Consider the following 24,343-nt stretch of genomic DNA (forward strand, 5'->3'; position numbering starts at 1 on the left):
CAGCGTGAAGACAAAGTATCAGGAAAGAGGTACTTTGTCTTTTTATGTAGGCTGCGGGGTGGTAAAATAGAAGCGGGTGATGGAGAATGCTGAATGAAAAAAGTGAGGACAACCGGAAACAAATCAGCTTTTGCTGCATGGACGATTTGGTCCCGAAAGACCATATTCTGAGGAAAATCGAGAAAGCGATTGATTTCAGTTTCATATACGATCTGGTCAAGGACAAATACAGCGGAGACACGGGCCGGCCGAGTATCGACCCAGTGGTGCTGTTCAAGATCGTATTCATACAATATTTGTTTGGGATCCGCAGCATGAGACAGACGATCAAAGAAATCGAGGTCAACGCCGCATACCGGTGGTTTTTAGGATATGACTGGAACGACCCGGTTCCGCATTTCACGACCTTTGGGAAGAACTACTCCCGGCGGTTTGAGGGCACCGACATTTTCGAGCAGATTTTTGCGCGTATTCTGCTAGAAGCGGTGAAGCTGAAATATGTGAACCCGAAAGCGGTATTCATCGATTCCACGCATATCAAGGCCAGCGCAAACCGGAACAAGAAAATGAAGGTGCAGGTTCAAGTGGAAGCGCAGCACTACCACAAGGAACTGATGGAAGAGATCAACAAAGACCGGGAAGCACATGGGAAAAAGCCGTTTGACGACGACGGCCCGGGAAAAGGGGGCGGGACCGGGAAAACGAAGGAAACGAAGAAAAGCACGACCGACCCGGAGTGCGGGATATTCCACAAGGGAGAGCATGAAAAATGCTTTGCCTACACCGCGCATACGGCCTGCGATCGGCACAATTTCATCCTCGGCATGGAGCTTTCCCCCGCAAATGTCCATGACAGCGTGATGTTCAAAAGTATTTACGACAAGGTAAAGGTTGTCTTCCCTGAAATCAAATATGTCGTAGCCGACGCTGGTTACAAAATTCCATATATCTGCAAGCAGATTCTGGATGACCACCGGATTCCGGTCCTTCCGTACAAAAGGCCGATGAGTAAAGAAGGATATTTCAAACCGTACCAATATGTGTATGACGAATATTACGACTGCGTTCTTTGTCCGAACAATCAGGTTTTACATTACTCGACCACGAACCGCGCGGGATACCGGGAATACAAAAGTGATCCTGAAATCTGCAAACGCTGCCCGGTGCGGGCACAGTGCACACAGAGGAAAAATGATCAGAAAACCGTAACGCGGCATGTATGGGCAGACTATCTGGATACCGCGGAAGACTTCCGTTACACGCCGCAGGGAAAGGGAATTTACCGGGAGCGTTCGGAAACCATCGAACGGGTTTTCGCCGATGCAAAAGAAAAACACGGGTTGAGATTTACCACCTTGCGAGGCAAAGCCAAAGTGACGATGCAGGCTTTGCTTACTTTCGCCTGCATGAATCTCAAGAAGCTGGCGGTCTGGAAGTCGAGAGACCCTAGGTTCAAGCCGGAGCCGGGTTTTTCGTTTCTCTTTTTCCCTTTATTTGTTCCAAACTCGAAGTTTGTCACTAAAAGCGCCGTCTGAGTTTTAAACCCAGACGGCGCTTTGTCTACAAGCTGAGGCTTCTGCATTTGGCAGAAGCCTTTTTCTTTGAGGGGTGCTGCCGGAGAAAACTTCGCCTTTTGTTTTCTGGTGCGATGTGGTAAAATAGTCTTAATTTCATAGGCGTAGACGCGGTGCAGACGAGGCCTGTCTCTTGGGTCGGTGGCTTGAACCCGCAAATACGTGACTGGGCAGCCCACAAAGGAAACTGTCTGTTTCCACGTGGAAAAGAACATTGCAGAAAGCTGGCGTTTCCAAATTACGAGCTGACGAGAGCGCTCTGAAAATGCCCGCCGACGGATGAAAGTAGTGAGTTTTTGATTTTCAGCAGCTAGGAGAGTGGACATTTTCATTGGAGCGCCTTACGGATAGCTATCGTTTGCACAGTCAGGAACCGTTCCTCAAACGGATTCCAAAGGTGTCCTTTGGAAGGCCTTTGCTTACTTTCGTCCTTTCACGAAAGTAAGTGCCCGCCCCGGCATGAGGGGCAAGCCCTGCGCCAGCAGACAGGCTGCGTCCTTACGAACATCGCGGGAAAACTCGCACCAAAACGACGTATGATATAAGACATTTTCGATCGGTAAAATAGGCCACCTCGGCACAAGGGGCAAGCTCTGCACAGGAACAATCCATCCCCGCACTTTGCGTGGGGTAACTGGGGAAAGGGGAGAAGACCGTGAAACCGGAATATGCTATGTTACAGTCCACGGCCTTGTTCCATGGTGTGGAGGAGCAGGATCGCGAAGCGATCATCAACTGCCTGAACAGCGGCGTCAGGGAGTATTCCAAAAATCAGATCGTGCTGCTGGCAGGCGAACCGGTCGAGTGGATCGGCGTTGTACTGTCGGGCCGGGTACAGGTGGTAAGGGAAGACCTGTTTGGCGGCCGATCGATCGTCGCGGAGTTTTCCGCGGGGGAGATTTTCGGGGAATCGCTGGCCTGCGCGCAGATTCGCCAGAGCCCGGTCTCCGTCATCGCCTCTACAGACTGCCGTGTGATGCGTCTTTCCGCAGAGAAATTGCTGTCGCCGTGTCCGGCTATGTGCGGGCACCATGCCACGCTTCTGCGCAACATGATGCATCTGCTTGCGGAAAAGAATGTGTATTTGAACCGCAAAATGGAAATCCTCTCACAGAAGAGTACGCGGGATAAGGTGCTGGCCTACCTCGGTGAGCAGGCGCGCCGGCAGGGAACCATGGAGCCGGTGATCCCCTTTTCACGCGAGGAGCTGGCGGATTTTCTGTGCGTGAACCGCAGCGCGCTTTCCAAAGAATTGGGGCGCATGCAGCAGGAGCAGCTTATCCGCTTTCACCGCAACCGATTTATTCTCAATCCGGACAAGCTGCAGGAGTAGTCAGCTGCCCGATTGTCCGATTCCCGGCCACGGCCGCATCACACCAAGCGGAGGTTTCATGAACAATCTATCCAACATCACAACAATCAAAGAGATTTTAGGCCGTCACGGCTTTCATTTCAGCAAAGCGCTGGGGCAGAATTTCCTCATTAACCCCACGGTCTGTCCGCGCATGGCGGAGCAGTCAGGAGCAGCGCCGGAAACCGGTGTGCTGGAGGTCGGCCCCGGTATCGGGGTGCTCACGCGTGAGCTGGCCGAACGGGCGCAGAAGGTGGTCTCGATTGAGCTTGACCGCCGTCTGCTGCCGGTGCTGGAAGAGACGCTGGCGGATTACGATAACGTCACGGTAGTCAACGGCGATATCTTAAAGCTCGATCTGAAAGAGCTTCTCCAGCGCGAATTTGCCGGGATGCCGGTGTCGGTGTGCGCCAATCTGCCGTATTACATCACCTCGCCTGTCATCATGCGGCTGCTCGAGGAGCGGCTCGATATCACCTCCCTGACCGTGATGGTGCAAAAGGAGGCGGCGCGGCGTATCTGTGCGCAGCCCGGCACACGGGAATGCGGGGCGGTTACGGTGGCGGTGCATTACTACGCCGAGCCGGAGATTTTATTTGAGGTGTCGCGCGGCAGCTTTCTGCCCGCGCCGAATGTCGATTCCTCCGTCATCCGTCTGACGCTGCGCAAAGAACCCGCCGTCCGGGTAGAAAATGAAGCGGGCTTTTTCTCTTTGGTGCGCACGGCGTTCGGACAAAGAAGAAAAACGATGCTCAATTCCGTTTCAGCGGGGCTGTCCCTGCCGAAAGAAACGGTGGGCAAGGCGCTCGACGATGCAGGGCTTGACCGCCGCGTGCGTGCCGAGCAGTTGACAATGCAGGAGTTTGCCAGGCTGTATATCTGCCTGGCCTCGCAGAAGGAGTGATTCTTGTGCTGGATACCGATGAAAAAATCGCAAAATTCTTTTTTGTTTTTGGTCTGATTCTGGCTTTGGGGGCAATGATTCTCGGCCCGCTGGATATCCGCAGCTGGTCGATCGCCTGCGGGGTAACGGCCTCCTTTGTAGCGCTGGCCGGTATGTTTTTCGCCCTGCAGAGCTGGAATGAGCCGGACGACGTGTCCAAGGAGCAGACGCCTGTCATGGTGATGCCGGTGGAGCAGTTTGTGCCCATGACACAACCGCATGATGATGGCGCGAACGGTGAGACTGCCGGTGAGGCCGAAGAGTCTGAACAGCCTGTAGAATAAAAAACACCGGCAGGCAAAGTTCCTGTCGGTGTTTTTCAGTTTAGCAGTTTGGCATCACACAGCCCCATCGGGGTTGCTGCCACTGCTGCCAGCCAGTTCGTTCAATGATCCCGCAGGCAATCATTGGCCCGGAGTCGCCGGACGGCTGGGTGGTAAAATCATCTCGATGCAAATGGACAATCACCGTATGCCCAATCACCTGTGAAACAGTAAAGCGGTCCGTAAAAAAGGATAAATATGCGCTGCCCCGGTTGCCGAACAGGGGCGGCATGTCTCCTGCGTGGGCCGGGTGCGGGCAGTTCCCCGGATTAAAATGTCCGTCGGCGTTTGCGAAAGGCTCTTGGTCGGTTCCGGTACAGGCTTTTCCCTCGTGAATGTGAAAACCGAATATATTCACCGGGCAGGAGCCTTCCCCCTGCGGCAGCCCATGTACCAGGGCTGTGACGAGAACGCCGCCCTCCATCTGATGCAGGCGCATGGTTCCGCGCAGCTGCGGGTATGCAGAGCTTCCTTTGATGACAGCCTGTGCGTCCGGAATTCTTCTCGCGGTATTTTGAATCGTATTTAAATCAAGCACAGAAGCACCTCCTGCGCTATTGTATGCTTCTGAAGAATGATTTGATCAATGATGGGATTTTACGTCCGGGCCGGACGCTTTTTCAGCGTTTTCTTCGCCCTTCGCACAGGCTGGGGATCAGGCGGCAGGCCTCGGAATTCCTTTTATTGACAAGTCCTCGAAATCATCGTATTCTAAAGCTACGGTAATATTGCATTTATGAATTGTTGGTTTCTTCCTACGCCTTTGGCAAGGGGAGAAACCGCCATTTTTACGTAAAGTCACTTTGAAAAGTGATTCCCATTCCATCATGCAAAGGAGAGGCGCCTGGGTGATTTATCGGATAGCAATGCCACTGAAACAGCATCTTGTCACATATCTTCAGGAACACAAACTGCAGTTTCCTGAAAACGTTGAAATCACATATTTTGTTTATGAGACCATCGAGCAGCTTTGCGAAATCTATGAAAGAATTCATTCGGATTTTCAGGGGATCATCACCAGCGGCGTCATTCCCAACCACGTGATGGAGGAACTTCGTCAGGGCGATACCCCTTGCCTGAGTTATCTTGATATCGACATCGAAAACACTTACCGCATCCTGCTTCGGGAGAGCATCCGTCGCAGGCAGCAGGATTTTTCGCGCGTTGCGGTGGATTTTATGGCGGACAAAATGACCCTGCCGGAGGCGATTGAGAAAAACGCGCTCGCGACCATCGCGCGGGAGTATGACAACACCTTCCGCCACTACGGCCACCTCGTCATCGAGGAGGAGGAGAAGCGGTTCTCACATTATGTGGAGAAAAAATTCCGGAACGGAGAAATTGATTTTGCACTGACCTATCTCTACACCACGGCGGAGCGGATGCGGGGAATGGGCTATTCCTGCTACTATATTTACCCGAGCCAGAACGCGCTGACGAACACGGTGAGAGAGGTAGTGTCGAAGATCGACGCGATGCGCGCCAGGAGGAGCTACCCCGCTAACGTTCTGATCACCTGCTCTGAACTGCTGACCCGAAAATACAGCAATACAGAGATGAAATTCCTTGCTTACAAAAAAGAAATCCTGACGCTCGTCAGCCCCTACAGCGGCAGCCTGACCGTAAAAGACAGCCGCGACGGCTTCGAGATTTACACGGACTGCGACACCCTTGCAAAGCTGACAAACAATTTTCTGGAGTGCCCTTTTTATACGTACCTGCAAAAAAATCTGAACTTTTCGGGGTCGATCGGCTACGGAATCGGGCGCAATTTCTATCAGGCGCGCATGAATGCCATGGATGCGGTGCGCCACGGGGAGAACTTCGGCGATGAAAACCATCGAAGCTTTTTGATCGATGAAGACAACAAAATGATCTGCATGACTCCTGGCAGCGAAGCGGATCTTGTGATTTCGGATGTGGAGAGCGATTATATTTACCGTGTGGCGTCAGAGGTAAAGCTTTCTCCTGAAACGGTGTCGAAAATCATCCATGTCCTCAAGGAGGAGGGCTCCGATGAAATCTCTTCTCTCGATCTGATCAATCGTCTTGGGATTTCCACTAGAACGGCCAACCGCTTTCTGGCCAATCTGATGAAATACGGGAAAGCCGAGATCATTGGACAAAAAAGGATTGTTCCGAAGGGCAGGCCGGTCAACATTTATAAAATCATGCTGGATTATTAAAACATGGTCCGATCCGGCGAACAAGCAATCCGTGTTCGCCTGTGGGCAGCCGGAGAAAAGAGGGAGAATCAATGAACGGTGAACAGCATCCGTGGCTGGACGAATATTTGCTGGCAAAGCCCGGCGTGACAAAGGATTTCAAAGAGGAATGGGGATGGCTGCGCTACCAGGTGGGCAGCCGGCTGTTTGCGGCCAGAATGTGCCCGGGAGCAGAGCATAATCCCATGTACGCGGGGAAGGATCTGCTGAACCTGAAGTGCGACCCGATGCTCGCGGAGCTGCTGCGCCGGGAACATGCGGAAATTCTGCCCGGCTTTTATTCCGACAAGCGCTGCTGGAATTCGGTCGATCTGGGCGGCGGACTGCCGCCGGAGCTGCTGCGGCAGTTGTGCGACGACTCTTACCGGCTGGTGTTTGAAAAGCTGACTAAAAAGCTGCAAAGAGAAATACTGGGGGAAAATACAAAGTGACCAGGGTTCTGATTGACGCGGACGGCTGCCCGGTGGTGGATGAGGCGGTGCGCCTATGCGGGCGCTTCGGGGTGGAGTGCCTGATTCTGTGCGACACGTCGCATCATTTTGAAAAGGTGGGCGCTCGCACGCTGGTAGTCTCAAAAGGGGCAGACAGTGTCGACTTTGCCCTGGTAAACTTGCTGCGGCCCGGCGACATCGTCGTCACACAGGATTACGGCCTTGCAGCGATGTGCATGGCGCGCGGTGCTCGGATTCTGAATCAGGACGGCATGGAATATACGGCGCAGAATATCGACGCCCTTTTGCTCGCCCGCCATACTGCAAAGAAGATCCGCAACGCGGGCGGCCGGCTGAAAGGGCCGCGCAAGCGTCTGCCGGAGCAGGATCAGGCGTTTTGCGGGAAATTGGCGCGTCTGCTGGGGGAGGAATGACCATGTGGCTGTTTCTTGCCGTCAATTTCGACGATGCAACAAAACAACGTATTCTGGCGGTGCAGCAGCGCCTGCGCGAGGCCGCGCAGGGGGATTTTTCCCGGCCCGAAAACCTGCACCTGACGCTGGCTTTTCTCGGCGAGGTTCCGGCGCAGAAAGCCGCGGCTGCCTGTAGAGCGATGGATCGTACCGGGGCCATGTCTCTGAATTTGACTTTTGATCAAATCGGCTTCTTTCGCCGCGACGGCGGCGACATCTGGTGGATCGGCCTTGCCGAAAACCCGGCATTGCTCCGGCTGCAGCAAGAGCTGTGCGGCAATCTCATCGCGGAGGGCTTTCGACTGGAGGAACGCCGTTTTTCACCGCATATTACGCTCGCGCGGCGGGTTCGCCTGCATCAAGAGGTTGATCGCGGCACGATTTTAGGCTCACCGTTTGATACAAGCGTTGACACAGTCAGCCTGATGCGCTCGGAGTGGCCCAATGGGGTGTTGACCTATACGGAGCAGTATTCCGTACGCGCGGGGAGGGATGAGCCTTGACAAAGCAGGAAATGATCGCGCACTGCCTGACCTATCCCGATGCTTATGAGGATTACCCGTTCGATGAGGAATGGGCGGTGATGCGCCACAGAGAAAACCGAAAGTCCTTTGCGTTTGTCTACGAGCGCGGCGGGCATCCGTGCGTCAACCTGAAATGTGAGCCGATGAGCGCGGATTTTCTGCGCTCGGCCTTTTCCGGTGTTGTGCCTGCCTACCACATGAATAAAGTGCATTGGAACACCGTGCTGCTGGACAGCGAGGTGCCGTGGGACGAGCTGCAGCAAATGGTGCGCCAAAGCTATGAACTGACAAGGCCCAAACAACGGCGCGGGGGGTGAGTACGGATGGAGTACCGCAAAATAACGGAAAATAAAAAGCAGTATCTCTCCCTTTTGCTCCTTGGAGACGAACAGGAGTCGATGATCGACCGGTATTTGGCGCGAGGAGAAATGACCGTTCTGTATGAGGGCGGGGAACCGCTGGCGGCTGCGGTCGTTACCGACGAGGGTGACGGAGTCTGCGAGCTGAAAAATATTGCGGTTGCTCCCCACAGTCAGGGGAGGGGCCTTGGCAGGCGGCTCATCAGCGAGCTGTGCACACAATGGGGCGCCCGCTGTCATGTGATGATGGTCGGCACCGGCGACAGCCCTGCTACGGTGCCTTTTTATCGGCGCTGCGGCTTCTCGGAATCACACCGGGTCAAAGACTTTTTTACGGAGCATTATGATCACCCGATTTATGAGTGCGGTGTTTTGCTGACAGATATGGTGTATTTCAGCCGCCCTTTGTGGGTGCTTGAAACACCCCGGCTCGGCTTTCGTCGCCTGAGGACAGAGGACCCTGCGGCCCTGCGGCCGATTCTCGGGGATGAACAAACCATGTATGCCTGGGAATACGGCTTTACCGATACGCAGATCGCCGAATGGATTGAGCGCGCGAACCGGCGCTATCAAACCTGCGGGTATTCCCACCACGCCGCCGTTCAAAAGGAGAGCGGCGAGCTGATCGGTTTGATGGGCATTCTGCCGGAGAAAATCGACGGGGAAACCTATTTCGGGCTCGGTTATATTGTCGCACGGCGGTTTTGGGGACAGGGCTATGCCGCGGAGGGCGCGGCAGCGTGGCTGCGGTATGCGTTCGGCAATCTGGGCGCACAGCAGGTGATCGCCGACATCCGCCCGGAAAACACCGCTTCGCGCAGAGTCGCCGAACGCCTGGGGATGACGGTGGCCGGCGAGCATAGTAAGTACCATAACGGCAAAGAAATGCCGCATCTGATTTATATTAAAAATAAGGAGGATTGACAGGTATGCAGGTGTATTATTTTACCCGTTCCGGCAGGAGCAAGGGAATCGCCGAACAGCTGGCCAGCCATTTTCAGACACAGGCAGAACGGATTGAGGACGGCGTCGACTGGTCCGGTGCCGGGGGCTATATGAAGGCCGGATATTTCTCGGCCTCGGGCAAATCCCTGCCGGCTACTTACCATAGCCCGGAGCCGGAGGGAACGGTGGCGCTCGTGTTCCCAATTTGGGCCGGCACTTTTCCTCCGGCGGTGCGTACCTTTATCGATCAGGTGGGGCGCGCACGCATTGTGTGTATTCCCACCTCTCTGGGCAGTAAGCTCAAAGACCGGGACGGCTTTGCAAAGGTGATCGATCTTGTGGGCAAAACGATTTCCGCCCCGGAAGAGCTGTGATGGAGTACGTTTGTGCGCTGCTCGCCGTGCGGGATATGGAACGCTCAAAACAGTTTTACTGCGGGCTGCTGGGGATGGAGATTACCGCTGATTTCGGCGCGAACGTTACACTATCCGACGGTGTTGCCCTGCAGACTGCCGAGAGCTGGCGGGATTTTTTAGAGCTTTCGGAAGATCAGATCACATTTGAAAATCGTGCCGCGGAGCTGTATTTTGAAGAAGCGGATTTGGATGCCTTTCTGCAGCGCCTTGCTGTGTGGCCGGATTTGAAATATGTTCACCCGCTGAAGGAGCATCGATGGGGTCAGCGCGTGGTTCGCTTTTATGACCCCGACGGTCACATCATAGAGGTCGGCGAAAGAATGCAGCAGGTGGTCTTTCGCTTTCTTCATTCCGGTCTGTCGTGCGAAGAAACCGCTCGTCGGATGGACGTGCCGCTTTCATATGTAGAGTCCTGTATCCGGGAGCAGCAGGCACTGTGAAATTGGCTGAATTCATATGATTGACGAAAGGATTGCCCTTAATGGGCAATCCTGAGATGGCCTCGAGCGGCAGGAAGCAATCTACTTTGAAACCCATGATTGACCGTTTTTTAGGAAGGGAACAAAGAGCAATGGAAGAAACTTTAAAGCCCGGGCGCTACCGCCATTTCAAAGGGAACGAGTACGAGCTGCTGTATGTTGCGCGCCATTCTGAAACTCTGGAAGAAATGGTGGTGTACCGTGCGCTGTACGGGGAAGGCGGCGTCTGGGTGCGCCCGGCCGGCATGTGGAGTGAGATCATCGAGCGGAACGGCGTAAGCGTTCCCCGATTTTCCTATCTTGGCAAATAGCCGCATTGCGATAAAAGCCCCCGCTCTGAAAATCAGAGCGGGGGCTTTTATGTAAGTTGTTTCAGACTTCGTCTTTCCTATGGGAATATGGGATCTTTCATTTACCCTTTCTTTTGGGGTGAATCAGGCCGTTTGCTTCCAGATCATCCAGAAAAGCGTTGCAGCCCTCCAGAATATCATCGTAGGTGCTGTCAAAATTCCCGGTGAACCAGGGGTCCGCGATATCCCGCGGGCGGGCGGAAAAATCCAGAAGCCGCCGGATTTTCTGCGGATCGTCCGTGCCCAGTATCCGGGCCATGCTCCGAAGGTTGGAGTGCTCCATTCCCAGCAGGTAATCATAAGATTGATAGTCGCGCCGTGTCAGCTGTACGGCGTGCTTGCCCGTGCAGGAAATCCCGTGCTCCGCAAGCTTTTTCACGGTGCCGCGATGAACCGGGTTGCCGATCTCCTCCGCGCTGGTGGCGGCGGATGCAATAACAAACTCGTCCTCACAGCCGCGCTTTGCAGCGAGGTGCTTCAGCAAAAATTCCGCCATGGGCGAGCGGCAGATGTTCCCAAGGCAAACAAATAAAACTCGTACCATTCAGTTTCTCCTGTTTTTAAAATGATAATAATAGGATAATAACAACCACAAGGTCGCTTTCATTGATCAAAAGGAGTACCTTGCGCTGTGAGGTTATTATAGCATGGCCCGAAGTGTTTCAACAACCCGAATCCCTATATCGCGCATTCACCAGAATGCAATGGTTGCCCTGATTACCATTGACTGATATACTGGAGAAAAAGAACGATGGATTCCGCCGGAGATTACCAGCAAAGAAAACAGGAGGACTTTCATGAGACCAAGCAGAAGAATGTCGCAGGAAGGCGCGGTGCAGCTGCTGCGCGAGGGAACCTATGGCGTGCTGTCGATTGCCACTTCGCGGGGCGAGCCGTACGGTGTGCCGCTGAATTATTATTATCTTCCAGAAGAGCAGGCGATCTTTTTCCACTGCTTTGTAAAGGGCCGGAAAATCGATACTATCAAAGAAAACGACCGGGTGTCTTTTGTGGTGATTGGCCGCGAAACCATTATGCCCGAGCGTTTTGTTACCCATTACGACAGCGTAATGGTCGAAGGCCGCGCGGAAATCATTACCGACCCGGAGGAGAAAACCAAACGTCTGCTGCAGCTTTGCGACACTCTGGCTCCCGGCGTTTTGGAGCGAAGGGATGAAGTGATCCGCCGGCAGCTGCCGGCCGTGAGCATTATCAAAATCCACGTGGAAAAGATCAGCGGGAAGCGCAACCGCGACGATTGAATCAAAAAACGGCCGTACCCGAACATTGCTCCGGGTACGGCTGCTTTATTATAAAAATATTTGTGTTTTAAAAAAGGCTGGTCAAGGCATCCTCTGTTGTGTTGGAATCTGAAAACAAACCGGCTGTCTGATCCTGTGAGGAAAGCAAAGAATCCGAGAACAGGCTCGACAGAGGGCTTTGAGACTCCTCTGAATCTGAAAATAAAGCCTGCAATGCCTGAAACTGGTACAGCTTCATCAGAAGGTAGCTTTCCGAGGTGGAAGCCCCCAGAGAAGAAGAGCCGCCCGTGCTGCCGGTCAGGGCGGAAAGAAGCTCCTGCGAGGAATCTGCACCGGTGCCGCTTTGAGCGGTTCCTGCCGTCAGCTCGGACCCCGTCAGACCCAATACCTTTTGCACATAATTCTGCGTTTCGGCATAGGGAGGAACCCCGCCGTATTTTGTCACGCTGCCCGGGCCTGCATTATAAGCCGCTACCGCAAGGGTGGTGTCGCCGTTAAACTGGCGCAGAAGCTGACTTAAATATTTGGCGCCGCCCATAATGTTCTGCTCCGCATCAAACGGATCAGAGACTCCAAGGCTGCGGGCCGTGCCCGGCATCAGCTGCATGATGCCCTGCGCTCCGGCGGAGGAAACCACATCCGGGTCAAAGCCGGATTCCGCCTTGGCCACTGCTTTGAGCAGATTGACCGGCACCCCATAGGCCTCCGCGGCCTTTTCAAACGCCGCGTCGAGGTTGGTGCTTTTCTGCACAGAGCCGAAAATATCAGAAAATGAAGCGCCTGTCTGGGATACAGCTTTCCCCGAAAGGCTTTGACTGCCGTTATTGCCTGTAACACCGGCAACGCCGGCTATTGGAAAATCCAAAGTGTTCAAAGCACCGCTTCCTTTTTTCGACAAATTGTTCTGCTTTCAGGGTAATACAAGCCGCCCGGTTTGTCAATCCTTTTTCTGGCTTTTTCAGTGGGCTGGTTATGTTAGATCGCAGCCTTCTGGAACATCTTTTCAAAGAGGGTATTGGCCTTGTGCAGCGGCTTTTTCAGCGCGGCCAGGGGGAGGAATACCACGATAAAGCCGATCAGCGCCCAGATATTCGTAAACACGCTGTCCCAGGCCGGGCCTGCGATCGCCTCGCGGAAGCCGTTGATTCCGTAGGTGAACGGCCAGAGCGGATGCAGGATACCGAATACGCGCGGATTGGTCTGGATGGGGTAGATGCCCCCGGCGCCCGCGATCTGAAAAACCATCATAATGACGACGATGGCCTTGCCCACGTTGCCGAACAGCGAAACCAGCGTAAAGATGATCACCACAAAAGCGACGGAGCAAAGAACGCTGAACAGCATCATCAGCCAGAAGTTTTCCGGTTCAACCCCCAGCAGGAAAACATCCCCCAGTGTGATGATCGTGGACTGAATCAGCGACAGGAATAAAAACAGGGTCATCTTGCCAAAGTGCTTTTGCTTCAGGTTCAGGTGGTACCCCTCCGGGTCTTTGCAGTGAACCGTCAGGAACGCGCACAGCAGCAGCGCGCCCACCCAGATGGCAAGAACTGTGTAAAACGGGGTCAATCCGGTGCCGAAAGTGCCGCCCTTGTAGATTTCCACTTGCTCGACATTGAGGGGCGAAGCGATGAAATCTGCGATGGTATCGGGATGGTTCTCGATCAGGTCCTCGAGTGTTTCCAGGTCTTCGGTAGAGATGGTATCCAGCCGGGATAAGATATGGCTCAAATCCTCCTGCAGGGTATCGAGCAGGTCGGTCATCTGTGCGCCCTGCTGGACCGTCAGCTCGCTGGAGGCCTTCGTAAAGGCGGCGAGCGCGTCCAGCTGCGGCACAATCGACATCGTCGAGCCGATCAGGCTGCTGGTGTCGTACAGCGACTGCACAATGCTGTCACCGAGGCTGCTGAGCAGAGGCGCCCCCTGCGAGGCATAGGTGGAAGAAAGGTTCTGCGCGAGCTGGGCCTGCTCGTCGCTCAGCTTAGAAAGGGTGCTGAGCATCTCATCCATCGATTCCTTCGGCGTGCTGCTCTGCGCATCGACCATTTTCATTAGTAAATCCTGTTCTGCTTTTACGAGACGGTCGGCATATTTCAGGGAGTTGACCAGAAGCGTCAGCGCGTTCAGATCATATGCTTTATTCAGTTCGGCAAGGTCTTTCGCATCGGTGTCAAGGAGCACATCCAGCGCCTTGCAGATGACAATATTCTGCTGTGCGATACGCTTTGTGTTTTCATCGAGCGTGTTGCCGTTCACATTCCGCAGCGCGGCGATCAGCTGCTGGTTCTGCTGGTTCAGCTCCTGCATGCGGTTCAGGTCGGCGCTCAGGTTAGATGCGATCGACTGAATGGTGTGCTGGGTCTTTTCTGCAAGGGAAGCCCCGGATGAGGAGATCTGCTGCAGACCGGTGATCTGGTCGGCAATGGTGGGGGAAAGCGCCGCGGCTTCATCCAGGTATTTCTGAAAGCTTTTGGAGTTGCTGCTGGCCTGGTCGATCTGCGCCTTGGCGCGGGTGATGTCCTGATCGGCCTGCTGCAAAGAGGTTTTCAGCTCCTTCAGGCGCGAGGGGTTCATCTGGGTTTCCTTGGAACCGTCGTTGATCATCGCCATTGCTTTTTCATTCACTGTTTTTACAAAGCTGCTTTCAATGCTGTCGATCAGGCGGTCCTTGGCCACATTGGTGATTTTTGAGGCGATCGCGTTCAGCTTTTCGTTAACCCGGTAGGTCAGAACGGGCCTTTGCGGTGTTGAAGTGGCCAGACTGGCCAGCCGCTCCGAAAAATTGCGCGGGATTTCGATCATGGCGTAATACGTTCCCTGACTCAGGCCGTAATTGCCCTGCCAGTCGCTGACGAACTGCCACCCCATCGACTGATTTCCTTTGAGCTCCTCTACAATGCTGTCGCCCACGTTGATGATTTCCCCGTTGATGACGGCGCCTTCGTCGTTGTTTACAATGGCGACGGGCAGATTGCCGGTATTGGAGTACGGGTCCCAGCAGGCGTAAATGTTGACCCAAGCGTACAGGGACGGCAGGATGCACAGGCCGATCACAACGGCCAGCGTTGCCTTATTGTGCCGGATGGTTCTTAAATCCTGCAGAAAAACCAGGAACACAGGACGAATCCGTTCGTGTACAACAGAGTGAAGACCGGATTTTATTTTTGCGGGGATGCCCCCCAGCTTACTCATTCGTTTCATGTTGTTCCCCCTTTCATTCGCCCAGACCGGAGCTTTCAAACATCTCTTCAAAGCGGTGCACAGGCTCCGCCATCCGCTGAACGATGAAGTATCCGGCAATCAGAAAGATCAGGGCAAACAGGCCGAGTACGGCAAAATCCAGAAGCACCTGGCTTGTCAAAGGGCCTGCAATCGCCTCGCGGAACCCGCTGACTGTGTAGGCGAACGGGAACAGCGGCTGCAGAATGCTGAAAATAGGCGGGTCTACCTGAATGGGGTAGGTTCCCCCGCTGCCGGGGATTTGAAAGATCATATAGACGATCGCCAGTGCCTTTCCGGCATTCCCAAGGGTAGAATACAGCGTGTAGGTGATGATACAGAACACTATAGAGGAAAACACGGCGAAAAAGACGAACAGCATACTGTTCACCACGTAGATTTTCAGCAGGAGGATGTCGCCCAGCGAAATCACGATGCCCTGAATCAGCGCCATGGAGCAGAACGTCATCATTTTGCCGTAATGTTTTTCGCGCAGCGTCAGCTGTTCGCTTCCTTCAAATTCAGGGGGACGCGAACGCAGAATTGAATTTAAAATCAGGCAGCCGACCCACAGCGCCAGCGCGGTGTAGATCGGCGCCATGCTCGAGCCGTAATTGGGAACGGCGTTGATGTATTCTACGTTTTGTTCAAACGGCTCGGCGATAAAATCCCCCATAAATTCGGGGTCGCTCTGCAAAATCGAGATGATCTGCACAACGTCGTTGTTGTCGACCAGCTCAAGCTTGCCACCGAGTGTCTGAATGGTGCCTTTGAATTCCTTTAATTTGCTGCTGAGAGAGCCTGTCAGGTCAGAGGTCAGCTTCGTGCCGGACTGCGCCGTTTTCAGCATGGTGCCGATTTCAGAACCCAGCTTTTGAGCGGATTGAGAGAGCTGTGCGGCATTGTCGGCCGAGGTGACCAGGCGCTGGCCGATGGTGCTCACATCGCCGCGGATGCTCTGGTTGTATTCTTTTAGAATGTTTGTCAGCTGGCTTTCCATCTGATACAGGTCGTTGTTGATGGTGTCGGCTTTTCCTGCGGCCAGCTGTGCGGCGGCGTCGGACTGCTTGTGAATGTCTGAGAGCTTGCCGCGCATGCTGTCGATTTCCACGCCGATGGAATCGAGGGAGCGGATCATCTTGGTCAGCTGCGCCTTTTTATCGGACTGATTGTTCTGGACTGTTTTCAAAAACTCGACCGTCTTATCGATCTTTGGGATCGCGTCGTCGATCATTTGAATCCCGTTCGCGGCAGCCTGATCAACCGAAGCGATTGCGGCGGCGGTATCTTTATGGGTGGCCTGAATTTCTTTCAGATTGGTGATCAGCTTGTCGCCAATGCCGGAATCGCGCAGTGACTTCAGCGCATCGATCGATGCCTGCAGAACGGTGGAGTGCAGGGATTCATTGAAAGCCTCCAGCGCGGGAATCAGTGTGTCGAGCGACTCGTCGATGTCCTGCACCTGTTTCTCCAGTTCGGAAATTGTTTTGTCCAGGTAGTTGTAAAAGGCCTCCGAGTCCGCGGAGAGCTCCTTCAGGTTTTTCCGCAGCTGTACTAGCTGGCCGCGCAGATTTACCAGCGAAGCGCGCAGAGAGGTCAGCTTTTCTTCTGCGTTTTCCGCATCCTCGCCCCAGTCGATCTCACGGTATTTTTTCAGATAGGAGGCGGTTGCGTCCACAGAGCCGGACATGGCGGACATGGTAGCATCCAGATCGGAAAAGACGGTGTCCATTTTAGCTGTGCTGCCCTCTTTTGCAGCGCTGTTCAGCTCTGTCAGCAGTGCGTGTACGCGCTGGCTGGAGTTTTGCACATAAGAGAGGTTGGTGTCCATATATGTCAGCGAGTTGTTCAGGCGCTTCTGGGCGTCGCGCGAAAGCGTCTGCTGACTGGCGGCGGTTTTCCCAGCGGTTTCAAGTCCGTTTTCCACCAGCGGCCACGCGGTGTTGACGCTGCTCAAAAATTGATTCAGGTTGATCGAGTTCGTGTGCAGGCTGTCCAGAGAGTAGGAAATGACGTCCATGTTCTGGTTCAGGTTCACGATCGCGTCTTTCATTTGAATGACGCTTTGCAGGTTTTCGTCGGCATCTTCGCCCACAGGATTGAGCATAGAAAAAATGGACTGGTTTACCGTAGACACAAAGTTCGATTTGATTTCCTGCACCAGCGTGTTTTTTGCACTCTCTGTGATCTTTTCCGCCACGGGGTTTACCTTGGTGTCTACCTTATAAATGATTTTTGGTTTGACGGGTGTATCCGAAAGCAGGGTGGTAAAGCTTTCGGAAAAATCCGCCGGCAGCTCGATCGCGGCAAAATAAGTGCCATCGGCCAGGCCAAGGTCGGCCTGCCTCTGGCTGACGAATTTCCAATCGATCTTTTTGTTGTTTTTCAGCTGGTCAACAACGCCCTTGCCGATGTTGACCTCTTTTCCTTTAAATTCCACGGTCTGATCGTTGTTGACGATGGCCACCGGGATGCTGCCTGTGTTTTCGTATACGTCCCAGCAGGCCTTGATATTGACCCAGGCGTAAAGAGCCGGAAGAACACAGATACCGATGGTAATAATAATGGCGACGGGATTATGCAGAATCCTGCGCCAGTCATTGATGAAAATTTTTCGCATGTTATGAAATTTCATGAGAACTCCTCTCTCGGGCCGGATGGCCGCGAACGGTTTTCCGGTGCTGCATGGTTAATTATAGTACACTTTTCCAGTGTTTTGTCAATGGAGAGCGAATTTCCTTTTGCCTTTGGCGAATTCCAACAGGGGGCATCTTTTGCCGCAGTTTCCTTTTTTGGAAGAAAAAACAAGACAGATGCAGAAAAAACGGGTATACTGGCAGTAGGAAAAAAACAACAATCGCATAAATAAAGGAGAAACACAGTGCTGAAAATCGGATGTCATCTGTCTTCTGCAAAGGGATTTCTGGCGATGGGGAAGGATGCGGTTTCCATTGGGGCGAACACCTTCCAGTTTTTTACTCGCAATCCCCGCGGCAGCAAAGCAAAAGAAATCGACCCCGCAGACGCCGCCGCGCTGCGGGAGCTTGCACAGCGCGAAGGGATCAGCAATATCCTGGCCCACGCGCCCTATACGCTCAACGCCTGCTCCGCAGACCCAAAGGTGCGGGAATTTGCCCTTTTTGTGATGCAGGATGATCTGCAGCGCATGGAATATCTGCCCGGCAGCTGCTATAATTTTCATCCCGGCAGCCATACCGGGCAGGGGGAGGATGCGGGAATTTCGCAGATCGCACAGCTGCTCAACGGAATTCTGCGTCCGGAGCAGACAACAACCGTGCTGCTGGAAACCATGGCCGGGAAGGGAACCGAGGTCGGCGGGAGTTTTTCTCAGCTGCGCCGGATACTGGATCAGGTTTCTCTCACAGAGAAAATGGGCGTTTGCCTCGATACCTGCCATGTGTACGATGCGGGGTACGATCTGGTCAATGACCTCGACGGCGTGCTGGCTCAATTTGATCAGGAGATCGGTCTTTCCTGGCTGCGGGCAATCCACCTGAACGACAGCATGAATCCCTTTTTCAGCCACAAGGACCGCCACCAGAAAATCGGGCAGGGCAGCCTGGGGCTCGCTACAATGGAGCGCATCATCAATCACCCGGCCCTGCGGGAACTTCCTTTTTACCTGGAAACACCCAACGAGCTGCCGGGCTATGCGCAGGAAATTCGGCTGCTGAAAAGCCTGTACCGGAAATCGATATAAATGCCGGACAAAAATATTTCACAGCTTTCAAAACCGCCGCAGGGATCTTCTGTCGTGCGGCTAAGTCAGAATGCGGAATCACTGGGGAAAGTGCTGCCCGAAAGCGGCCTTTCCTTTTTTGTTCATTTTCGACGGTCAAACGGGAATCTGTAAATCCGCAGTCAGGAGGCACACGCTTTCCGTTCCTATAGCGGTTTTGATTTTTAGATGCGAAAATTGTCGTTTTATGTTACTATTGGTCAAAATGCAGTTTGATTAATGTCCTCCATTATGCTATAATAGTAACAAATTAACAGGAAAATTTTGTAAATAAAATCTGAAATTTCTATATTTCGTTTATATAAAATCAATAGTTTTCAAAAAATAATGCGGTGCGTACAAAAAACAGAATATCGATGAATCACGGACTCATTAATGGAGGGATTATTGTGACGCAGGAAGAGATTAAGAAAATGGACCGCAGAATTCAGCAGGTAAAAGATCCTTTCGGAACCGGCTTTCCAAGCTTTTATCGTTTGCTGGATGACATGGCGCAGAAAAAGGGAGAATCCCGGGAAGAAATACTGCGGCAGCTGATCGTTTGGAAATCGAAAAACCGTATGTGATTTCAAATTTTCCGCCTGATGACTTCATTTTGAAGGGGATCGTCCGATAAACTAAATACATAGACGATTCTTTTTGGAAACGTTTCCAGGACGTGCAGTGCACAGAAGATATGAGGCGGAATCATGAAATTAAATGTGAATCAAATGCTGCTTTCTTTTTCCTTTACGTTGGATTTTGTGGAAAGAGATTTGCTGAAGGATGTTACCAATCATACCAGACATGTTGCTTATATTTGTGCAAGACTTGCAAAATTGATGAACCTGCCCGAGCGGGAGTTCTTCGATTTGATTTCTTATGCGCTTTTGCATGATAACGGGATCACACGTTCTCTGCTGGACAGAAATCCGGTGGATATGGCCGGGCTCGAGAAAAATATCCGGCATTGTGAGGTGGGGGAGGAGAACGTATCCTATTTTCCATTCAACCACCCGATTCCCGGTGTGATTTTGTATCATCACGAATGCCAGGACGGCAGCGGCTTTTTCGGAAAGCGCGGCGAAGAGATTCCGTTTTTTTCTCGCTTGATCGCTCTTTCCAACCGCGTTGCGGTGGAGTACGCGCAGGGGAATACCCCGCGCGACATACTGGGCATGCTGAAAAAGGATGCCCGCCTTTTTGATCCCGAGCTGCTGCGCCTGTTTTTCCATATTTCACAGCACGGGGAGTTTTGGCTGAATATGCAGCCAATGTTTATTGAGTCGGAGCTGGAGCGTCTGCTCCCGCAGGAAATACGGGAGTTCGGCTATCAGAATATCCGCCGTATTTCGCGGCTGTACAGCAACATCATCGATGCGAAGTCCCCGTTTACAGGGGGGCATTCCCGCGGCATCAGCAAAAAAGTCGGCATCTTGTGCCGCTATTACGGCTGCGGCGAAGAAGAATATTGGAAGATGCGGATCGCGGCGGACCTGCATGATCTGGGAAAGATTATGGTGCCGAACGAAATTCTGGATAAGCCGGGAAGCCTGACCCGGGAAGAGATCGATGTGGTTCAGTCGCACACCTACTATACCCGCAAGGCGCTGGAGATGGTGCAGGGCTTTGAGGATATTACCGAATGGGCGGCCAATCACCACGAAAAACTCAACGGCAAGGGATACCCCTATGGCCTTACCGCCAATCAGCTGGATTTTAATTCCCGCGTGTTGGCCTGTGTGGATATTTACCAGGCGCTGACGGAGGATCGCCCCTACCGGATGGCGCTCTCGCACGAAGAGTCCGTCGGTATTCTCGATACCATGGCAAAGCAGAATCTGATCGACGGATCGATCGTAAGGGATATCGACGCCATTCTGGGCACTGTTTTTTATGAAGAAGACCTGAAAGTGAAAAAGAGCAGATGATCCATCTTTTCGTCTCTGCGAGACCTGCAGAAGCGATCTTCTGAATAAAATTAATAATAATTATTGTTATTTATTACAAGAAGTTCGCTTGAATTCCGGCGATTTTTTCCGTTCTGCAGACTTGTTTTACCACCTGGTCATGGTATAATAATAGCAAGAAAGATCATTACCAGTTTTTACTGCCGGGCGGTAAGCTTCTGTCAGGCGGGCCGGCATTACGGTCGGCCGCAGCGGCAAAACCGGCAGGCGGAACAAATCAAACGCCGAAGGAGTGACATTTGTGTTAAATGAAAAGGTTGTAAAGCTGCTCAATGAGCAAATCAATAAAGAGTTCTTCTCTGCTTATCTGTATTTGGATATCTCCAATTATTATAAGGATGAAGGGCTGGATGGTTTCTCCAACTGGTATCAGATTCAGGCGCAGGAGGAACGCGACCACGCGATGCTGATCCTGCAATACATGCAGAACAACAACGAGAAAATTGTGCTGGAGGCCATTGCGAAGCCCGACACGAAGTTCAGCGATTTGATCGGCCCCGCGAAGGCGGCGCTGGCCCACGAGCAGTATGTAACGAATTCGATCCACGCGATCTATGAGGAAGCATACAACGTGAAGGATTTCCGCACCATGCAGTTCCTTGACTGGTTCGTAAAGGAGCAGGGCGAAGAGGAGACCAATGCGGAGAATATTATTAAGAAGATAGAGCTGTTCGGTTCCGATTCCAAGGGCTTGTACCTGCTGGATCAGGAGCTGGCGGGCAGAGTATACGCGGCGCCCAGTCTGGTTCTGTAAACCGGTCGGGGGAACCCCGCACACCGGTGGGAAAGTAACCTGAGGCTGCGGCTTTCCAGCGCGGGAGCTTTTACCGCCCGGGAACAGCCGAAAAAAGGGTTTGCCCAACAGGACAAACCCTTTTTCTTTTCACCGGCGAATCATAACGAGTATCAGGACGTTTCCTTCTCGAGGCGAAGAGTTTTTTCCGTCTCGAGTTTCAAGGTTCTCGCAGCCGTCGGCAGCTTGCTGCCGCTTACGGCGTGAGGTTCTTATAAGCGGCCGTTGGTCTGCAGATATTCCACATATCGATGCAGCTGGTCTGCCGTTTTAACGTGCTCGTTATACCGGTGCAGTTCCATTTGATCCGGAACCGGAAGCGACATAAAATATTGTCTGGTACTGCTGCTTCTGCGGATCAGATCCTGAAGATTTTCTGCTTTCACCAAGTATCACCCTGTTTTACTATGTGCGGTCCGGCTCTGCTTTATGGCAGGGAATTTCCACCAGAACACGGAGCGAGCTGTATTTTCAGAAAATAGTATAGGATATAGGAGATATTATGAATTCTGTTGCTTGGCTGGCGTTTGGGCTGGCGTTTCCGTTCGCAATGACAACGCTGGGCGCGGCGCTTGTGTTTTTCTTTCGCGGAGTCATTCATGAAAATGTACAGAGAGTGCTGCTGGGATTTGCCAGCGGCGTAATGATCGCGGCCTCCATCTGGTCGCTTTTGATGCCTGCCATTGAGCAGGCAGAAGAGCGCGGGCAGGTGGGCTGGATTCCAGCGGCAGGCGGCTTTATCTTTGGCGGCCTGTTTCTTCTGGCGCTGGATAATGTACTGCCGCATCTGCATTTGGGCGAGAGTCAGCCTGAGGGTGTTTCTTCCTCCTGGAAGAGAACGACGCTTCTGTTTTTGGCAGTCACCCTACATAATATTCCGGAGGGCATGGCCGTGGGGCTTTCTTTTGCGCTCGCGCTGCAAAGCGGAGAGCAGGGCCCGCTGACGGCAGCCGTGGTGCTGGCGATCGGCATGGGTATTCAGAATTTTCCTGAGGGCGCGGCCATTTCGCTTCCCCTGCGCAACGAGGGTCTCAGTGTGGGCAGGGCCTTTCTGGGCGGTACGCTGTCGGGTGCGGTGGAGCCGGTGTTCGCCGTCATTACCATCCTGCTGGCAAGCCATGTGCTTTCGCTGATGCCCTGGCTGCTTTCGTTTGCGGCCGGCGCAATGATCTATGTGGTAGTGGAAGAGCTGATTCCGGAAGCCAGCCGCGGCGAGCATTCCAATATGGGAACACTCGGCGTGATGGGCGGATTTGTTCTGATGATGATATTGGACGTCGCTTTGGGGTAAAGTATTTTACAGTCATGCAGCTTTTCCAATGACGATTTCTTTCCCTGCCTGCGGTGGGGGAAGAAACGGCTGTTTTTCAGTGGGATGCTTGTCGTTCGGTTGGTTATAATTCGCTTGACAAAATAAAAACATATGATATATTATGGGTGTGGTAATCAATGGCAGAGCGATTTGTATGGAGAGTCTCTGCCTGTTTATAGTTGCTGTACCGGCGCATCAAGGATGCCGTCAATAAATATAAAGGAGCGGTTTTATGGCTTATCAAATTAAAGATGTAAAAGGCAGGGAAATCCTGGATTCCCGCGCAAACCCCACGGTAGAAGCGGAGATTCTTCTGGAAAACGGTGTAACAGCTCGCGCGGCTGTACCCAGCGGTGCATCTACCGGCCAGTTTGAGGCGTTGGAGCTGAGAGATAAGGACCCGGCTCGCTTTGGCGGAAAAGGTGTTCAGAAGGCTGTTGAGAACATTAATACCGTGATCCGCGATCGTCTGATCGGCATGAATGTTTCCGATGTCGCTGCGATCGATGCCGCTATGCTCGAGCTTGACGGAACAAAGGATAAGTCCAACCTCGGCGCGAATGCGATTCTTGCCGTTTCTCTTGCAGCCGCTCAGACGGCAGCCAAGGCACAGGGCGTTCCGCTGTACCGCTTTTTGGGCGGCGCCGCTTCCGATACACTGCCGGTTCCCATGATGAATGTCCTCAACGGCGGCGCGCACGCTGCAAATAACGTAGACATTCAGGAGTTCATGATCATGCCCGTAGGCGCTTCCAGCTTCCGTGAGGGCCTGCGCATGTGCGCAGAGGTGTTCCACGCTCTGGCTTCCATTCTCAAGAAGGAAAATCTTTCCACTTCTGTCGGTGACGAGGGCGGCTATGCCCCGAACCTTGGAAGCGACGAAGAGGCGGTTCAGTACCTGCTGCGCGCCATCGAGGCGGCCGGCTACAAGCCCTATGACGATTTCATGCTGGCGATCGACGCTGCTGCCAGCGAGTGGAAGAGCGAAAAAGGAACCTATCTGCTGCCGAAGAGCCAGAAGCATTACACCACCGATGAGCTGATCTCTTTCTGGGAGGACCTGGTTTCCAAGTACCCCATCGCTTCTCTGGAGGATGCGCTCGATGAGGAGGACTGGGAAGGCTGGAAGAAGCTGACCGCCCGCCTGGGCGATAAGCTCCAGCTGGTCGGCGACGATCTGTTTGTAACGAACACCGAGCGTCTGCAGAAGGGCATTGAGAACAGCTGCGGCAACTCCATCCTGATTAAGCTGAACCAGATCGGTTCGTTGACCGAAACCCTGAACGCCATTAAGATGGCCCACAGCGCGGGTTATACCGCCGTTGTGTCTCACCGTTCCGGCGAGACGGAGGATACCACCATTGCCGATTTGGCGGTTGCGATGAATGCCGGCCAGATCAAAACCGGTGCCCCCAGCCGCAGTGAGCGCGTGGCGAAGTACAACCAGCTGCTCCGCATTGAAGAGGATTTGGGCAATTCCGCCCGTTATCCCGGCAAGGGCTGCTACGACTGCAAATAAATCATTCCTCCGCCGCTGACCCGGCGGAGCTGTTAAAGCGGTGAAAAAGATGTCATTTGGCATCTTTTTCACCGCCTTTTTTGGGGTGTCCCCTGGCTTTTGGCAGCCTTTCCTCAAAAATCCGGAATTGCCATTT

At 53.2% G+C, this 24,343-nt stretch carries 27 protein-coding genes; 21 read left to right on the forward strand and 6 right to left on the reverse strand.

Annotation, left to right across the window (positions count from 1 at the left end; all coding sequences use genetic code 11):
• Positions 1–86: 86 nt before the first annotated feature.
• The 4 genes from HMPREF1141_RS12620 (at position 87) to HMPREF1141_RS12635 (ending at position 4,152) form a co-directional block, all read left to right on the forward strand.
• Positions 87–1,535 carry an IS1182 family transposase gene (locus tag HMPREF1141_RS12620; protein WP_009064989.1) on the forward strand — a complete coding sequence of 483 codons (1,449 nt, stop codon included), beginning with the start codon at positions 87–89 and terminating at the stop codon, positions 1,533–1,535.
• Positions 1,536–2,229: 694 nt separating this feature from the next.
• Positions 2,230–2,907 carry a Crp/Fnr family transcriptional regulator gene (locus tag HMPREF1141_RS12625; protein WP_009065023.1) on the forward strand — a complete coding sequence of 226 codons (678 nt, stop codon included), beginning with the start codon at positions 2,230–2,232 and terminating at the stop codon, positions 2,905–2,907.
• 58 nt (positions 2,908–2,965) lie between these two features.
• Positions 2,966–3,829 (forward strand): 16S rRNA (adenine(1518)-N(6)/adenine(1519)-N(6))-dimethyltransferase RsmA, encoded by an 864-nt coding sequence (rsmA, locus tag HMPREF1141_RS12630; RefSeq protein WP_009064997.1) that lies wholly within the window; start codon positions 2,966–2,968, stop codon positions 3,827–3,829.
• Between the two features lie 5 nt (positions 3,830–3,834).
• Positions 3,835–4,152, forward strand: coding sequence for a hypothetical protein (locus tag HMPREF1141_RS12635; RefSeq protein ID WP_009065096.1), 318 nt, complete (start codon positions 3,835–3,837; stop codon positions 4,150–4,152).
• Positions 4,153–4,192: 40 nt separating this feature from the next.
• Here the strand turns inward: HMPREF1141_RS12635 and HMPREF1141_RS12640 are convergent, their stop codons facing one another.
• Positions 4,193–4,729 carry a superoxide dismutase family protein gene (locus tag HMPREF1141_RS12640; protein WP_009065075.1) on the reverse strand — a complete coding sequence of 179 codons (537 nt, stop codon included), beginning with the start codon at positions 4,727–4,729 and terminating at the stop codon, positions 4,193–4,195.
• A 310-nt stretch (positions 4,730–5,039) separates the two neighbouring features.
• Between HMPREF1141_RS12640 and HMPREF1141_RS12645 the strand changes: the two genes are divergently transcribed.
• The 9 genes from HMPREF1141_RS12645 to HMPREF1141_RS12685 all read left to right on the forward strand — a co-directional run bounded on the left by HMPREF1141_RS12645 (position 5,040) and on the right by HMPREF1141_RS12685 (position 10,354).
• Complete coding sequence (locus HMPREF1141_RS12645) at positions 5,040–6,377, forward strand: hypothetical protein (protein ID WP_009065045.1); 1,338 nt, start codon at positions 5,040–5,042, stop codon at positions 6,375–6,377.
• A 71-nt stretch (positions 6,378–6,448) separates the two neighbouring features.
• The gene (locus tag HMPREF1141_RS12650; protein WP_009065048.1) at positions 6,449–6,847 is read left to right on the forward strand and encodes an MmcQ/YjbR family DNA-binding protein; all 399 of its coding nucleotides are present in this window, start codon (positions 6,449–6,451) and stop codon (positions 6,845–6,847) included.
• Positions 6,844–7,281: a DUF188 domain-containing protein gene (locus HMPREF1141_RS12655; RefSeq protein ID WP_009064993.1), complete on the forward strand. Its 438-nt coding sequence runs from the start codon at positions 6,844–6,846 to the stop codon at positions 7,279–7,281. The genes HMPREF1141_RS12650 and HMPREF1141_RS12655 overlap by 4 nt, the downstream gene beginning before the upstream one ends.
• Before the next feature lie 2 nt (positions 7,282–7,283).
• Complete coding sequence (gene thpR / locus HMPREF1141_RS12660) at positions 7,284–7,823, forward strand: RNA 2',3'-cyclic phosphodiesterase (protein ID WP_009065025.1); 540 nt, start codon at positions 7,284–7,286, stop codon at positions 7,821–7,823.
• Positions 7,820–8,161, forward strand: coding sequence for an MmcQ/YjbR family DNA-binding protein (locus HMPREF1141_RS12665; RefSeq protein ID WP_009065059.1), 342 nt, complete (start codon positions 7,820–7,822; stop codon positions 8,159–8,161). The genes thpR and HMPREF1141_RS12665 overlap by 4 nt, the downstream gene beginning before the upstream one ends.
• A 6-nt stretch (positions 8,162–8,167) precedes the next feature.
• Positions 8,168–9,127, forward strand: coding sequence for a GNAT family N-acetyltransferase (locus HMPREF1141_RS12670; protein ID WP_009065101.1), 960 nt, complete (start codon positions 8,168–8,170; stop codon positions 9,125–9,127).
• Between the two features lie 5 nt (positions 9,128–9,132).
• Positions 9,133–9,522 (forward strand): flavodoxin, encoded by a 390-nt coding sequence (locus tag HMPREF1141_RS12675; protein ID WP_009065089.1) that lies wholly within the window; start codon positions 9,133–9,135, stop codon positions 9,520–9,522.
• Entirely contained in the window at positions 9,522–10,004 is a 483-nt protein-coding gene (locus HMPREF1141_RS12680; RefSeq protein ID WP_009065054.1) for a VOC family protein, read from the forward strand. The genes HMPREF1141_RS12675 and HMPREF1141_RS12680 overlap by 1 nt, the downstream gene beginning before the upstream one ends.
• A 131-nt stretch (positions 10,005–10,135) precedes the next feature.
• Positions 10,136–10,354 carry a DUF1653 domain-containing protein gene (locus HMPREF1141_RS12685; RefSeq protein ID WP_035317105.1) on the forward strand — a complete coding sequence of 73 codons (219 nt, stop codon included), beginning with the start codon at positions 10,136–10,138 and terminating at the stop codon, positions 10,352–10,354.
• 97 nt (positions 10,355–10,451) lie between these two features.
• Here HMPREF1141_RS12685 and HMPREF1141_RS12690 read toward each other — a convergent pair whose 3' ends face one another.
• On the reverse strand, positions 10,452–10,937 hold the full coding sequence (locus HMPREF1141_RS12690; protein WP_009065040.1) for a low molecular weight protein-tyrosine-phosphatase: 486 nt from the start codon (positions 10,935–10,937) through the stop codon (positions 10,452–10,454).
• 253 nt (positions 10,938–11,190) lie between these two features.
• Between HMPREF1141_RS12690 and HMPREF1141_RS12695 the strand changes: the two genes are divergently transcribed.
• Positions 11,191–11,655, forward strand: a complete 465-nt coding sequence (locus HMPREF1141_RS12695) for a pyridoxamine 5'-phosphate oxidase family protein (RefSeq protein WP_009064982.1) — start codon at positions 11,191–11,193, stop codon at positions 11,653–11,655.
• Positions 11,656–11,722: 67 nt separating this feature from the next.
• Here HMPREF1141_RS12695 and HMPREF1141_RS12700 read toward each other — a convergent pair whose 3' ends face one another.
• From HMPREF1141_RS12700 to HMPREF1141_RS12710, 3 genes are all read right to left on the reverse strand, one after another.
• A complete protein-coding gene (locus tag HMPREF1141_RS12700; protein WP_155863637.1) occupies positions 11,723–12,529 on the reverse strand; it encodes a lytic transglycosylase domain-containing protein in 807 nt (268 codons plus the stop codon).
• A 101-nt stretch (positions 12,530–12,630) separates the two neighbouring features.
• Entirely contained in the window at positions 12,631–14,856 is a 2,226-nt protein-coding gene (locus HMPREF1141_RS12705; RefSeq protein ID WP_009065035.1) for a YhgE/Pip domain-containing protein, read from the reverse strand.
• Positions 14,857–14,869: 13 nt separating this feature from the next.
• On the reverse strand, positions 14,870–17,509 hold the full coding sequence (locus tag HMPREF1141_RS12710; protein WP_009065002.1) for a YhgE/Pip domain-containing protein: 2,640 nt from the start codon (positions 17,507–17,509) through the stop codon (positions 14,870–14,872).
• On the opposite strand from HMPREF1141_RS12710, the gene HMPREF1141_RS17395 reads away from it, so the two are divergent.
• The 5 genes from HMPREF1141_RS17395 (at position 17,498) to HMPREF1141_RS12730 (ending at position 21,337) form a co-directional block, all read left to right on the forward strand.
• Complete coding sequence (locus tag HMPREF1141_RS17395) at positions 17,498–17,743, forward strand: hypothetical protein (RefSeq protein WP_155863639.1); 246 nt, start codon at positions 17,498–17,500, stop codon at positions 17,741–17,743. The two genes, HMPREF1141_RS12710 and HMPREF1141_RS17395, sit on opposite strands and share 12 nt — an antisense overlap.
• Before the next feature lie 12 nt (positions 17,744–17,755).
• Positions 17,756–18,595 (forward strand): deoxyribonuclease IV, encoded by an 840-nt coding sequence (locus HMPREF1141_RS12720; protein ID WP_009065098.1) that lies wholly within the window; start codon positions 17,756–17,758, stop codon positions 18,593–18,595.
• Positions 18,596–19,023: 428 nt separating this feature from the next.
• Positions 19,024–19,200 (forward strand): hypothetical protein, encoded by a 177-nt coding sequence (locus HMPREF1141_RS17595; RefSeq protein WP_009065065.1) that lies wholly within the window; start codon positions 19,024–19,026, stop codon positions 19,198–19,200.
• A gap of 123 nt (positions 19,201–19,323) precedes the next feature.
• Positions 19,324–20,544 (forward strand): HD domain-containing phosphohydrolase, encoded by a 1,221-nt coding sequence (locus HMPREF1141_RS12725; RefSeq protein WP_009065077.1) that lies wholly within the window; start codon positions 19,324–19,326, stop codon positions 20,542–20,544.
• 280 nt (positions 20,545–20,824) lie between these two features.
• Entirely contained in the window at positions 20,825–21,337 is a 513-nt protein-coding gene (locus tag HMPREF1141_RS12730; RefSeq protein WP_009065061.1) for a ferritin, read from the forward strand.
• Positions 21,338–21,588: 251 nt separating this feature from the next.
• On the opposite strand, the gene HMPREF1141_RS17600 is transcribed toward HMPREF1141_RS12730, so the two are convergent.
• Entirely contained in the window at positions 21,589–21,762 is a 174-nt protein-coding gene (locus HMPREF1141_RS17600) for a hypothetical protein (RefSeq protein WP_009065055.1), read from the reverse strand.
• A gap of 116 nt (positions 21,763–21,878) precedes the next feature.
• On the opposite strand from HMPREF1141_RS17600, the gene HMPREF1141_RS12735 reads away from it, so the two are divergent.
• Both HMPREF1141_RS12735 and eno read left to right on the forward strand, forming a co-directional pair.
• Positions 21,879–22,667, forward strand: coding sequence for a ZIP family metal transporter (locus tag HMPREF1141_RS12735; protein WP_009065104.1), 789 nt, complete (start codon positions 21,879–21,881; stop codon positions 22,665–22,667).
• A 253-nt stretch (positions 22,668–22,920) separates the two neighbouring features.
• The gene (gene eno, locus HMPREF1141_RS12740; RefSeq protein WP_009065004.1) at positions 22,921–24,207 is read left to right on the forward strand and encodes a phosphopyruvate hydratase; all 1,287 of its coding nucleotides are present in this window, start codon (positions 22,921–22,923) and stop codon (positions 24,205–24,207) included.
• Positions 24,208–24,343 lie beyond the last annotated feature (136 nt).

The organism is Clostridium sp. MSTE9, assembly GCF_000277625.1.
Classification (GTDB): domain Bacteria; phylum Bacillota; class Clostridia; order Oscillospirales; family Acutalibacteraceae; genus Faecalispora; species Faecalispora jeddahensis.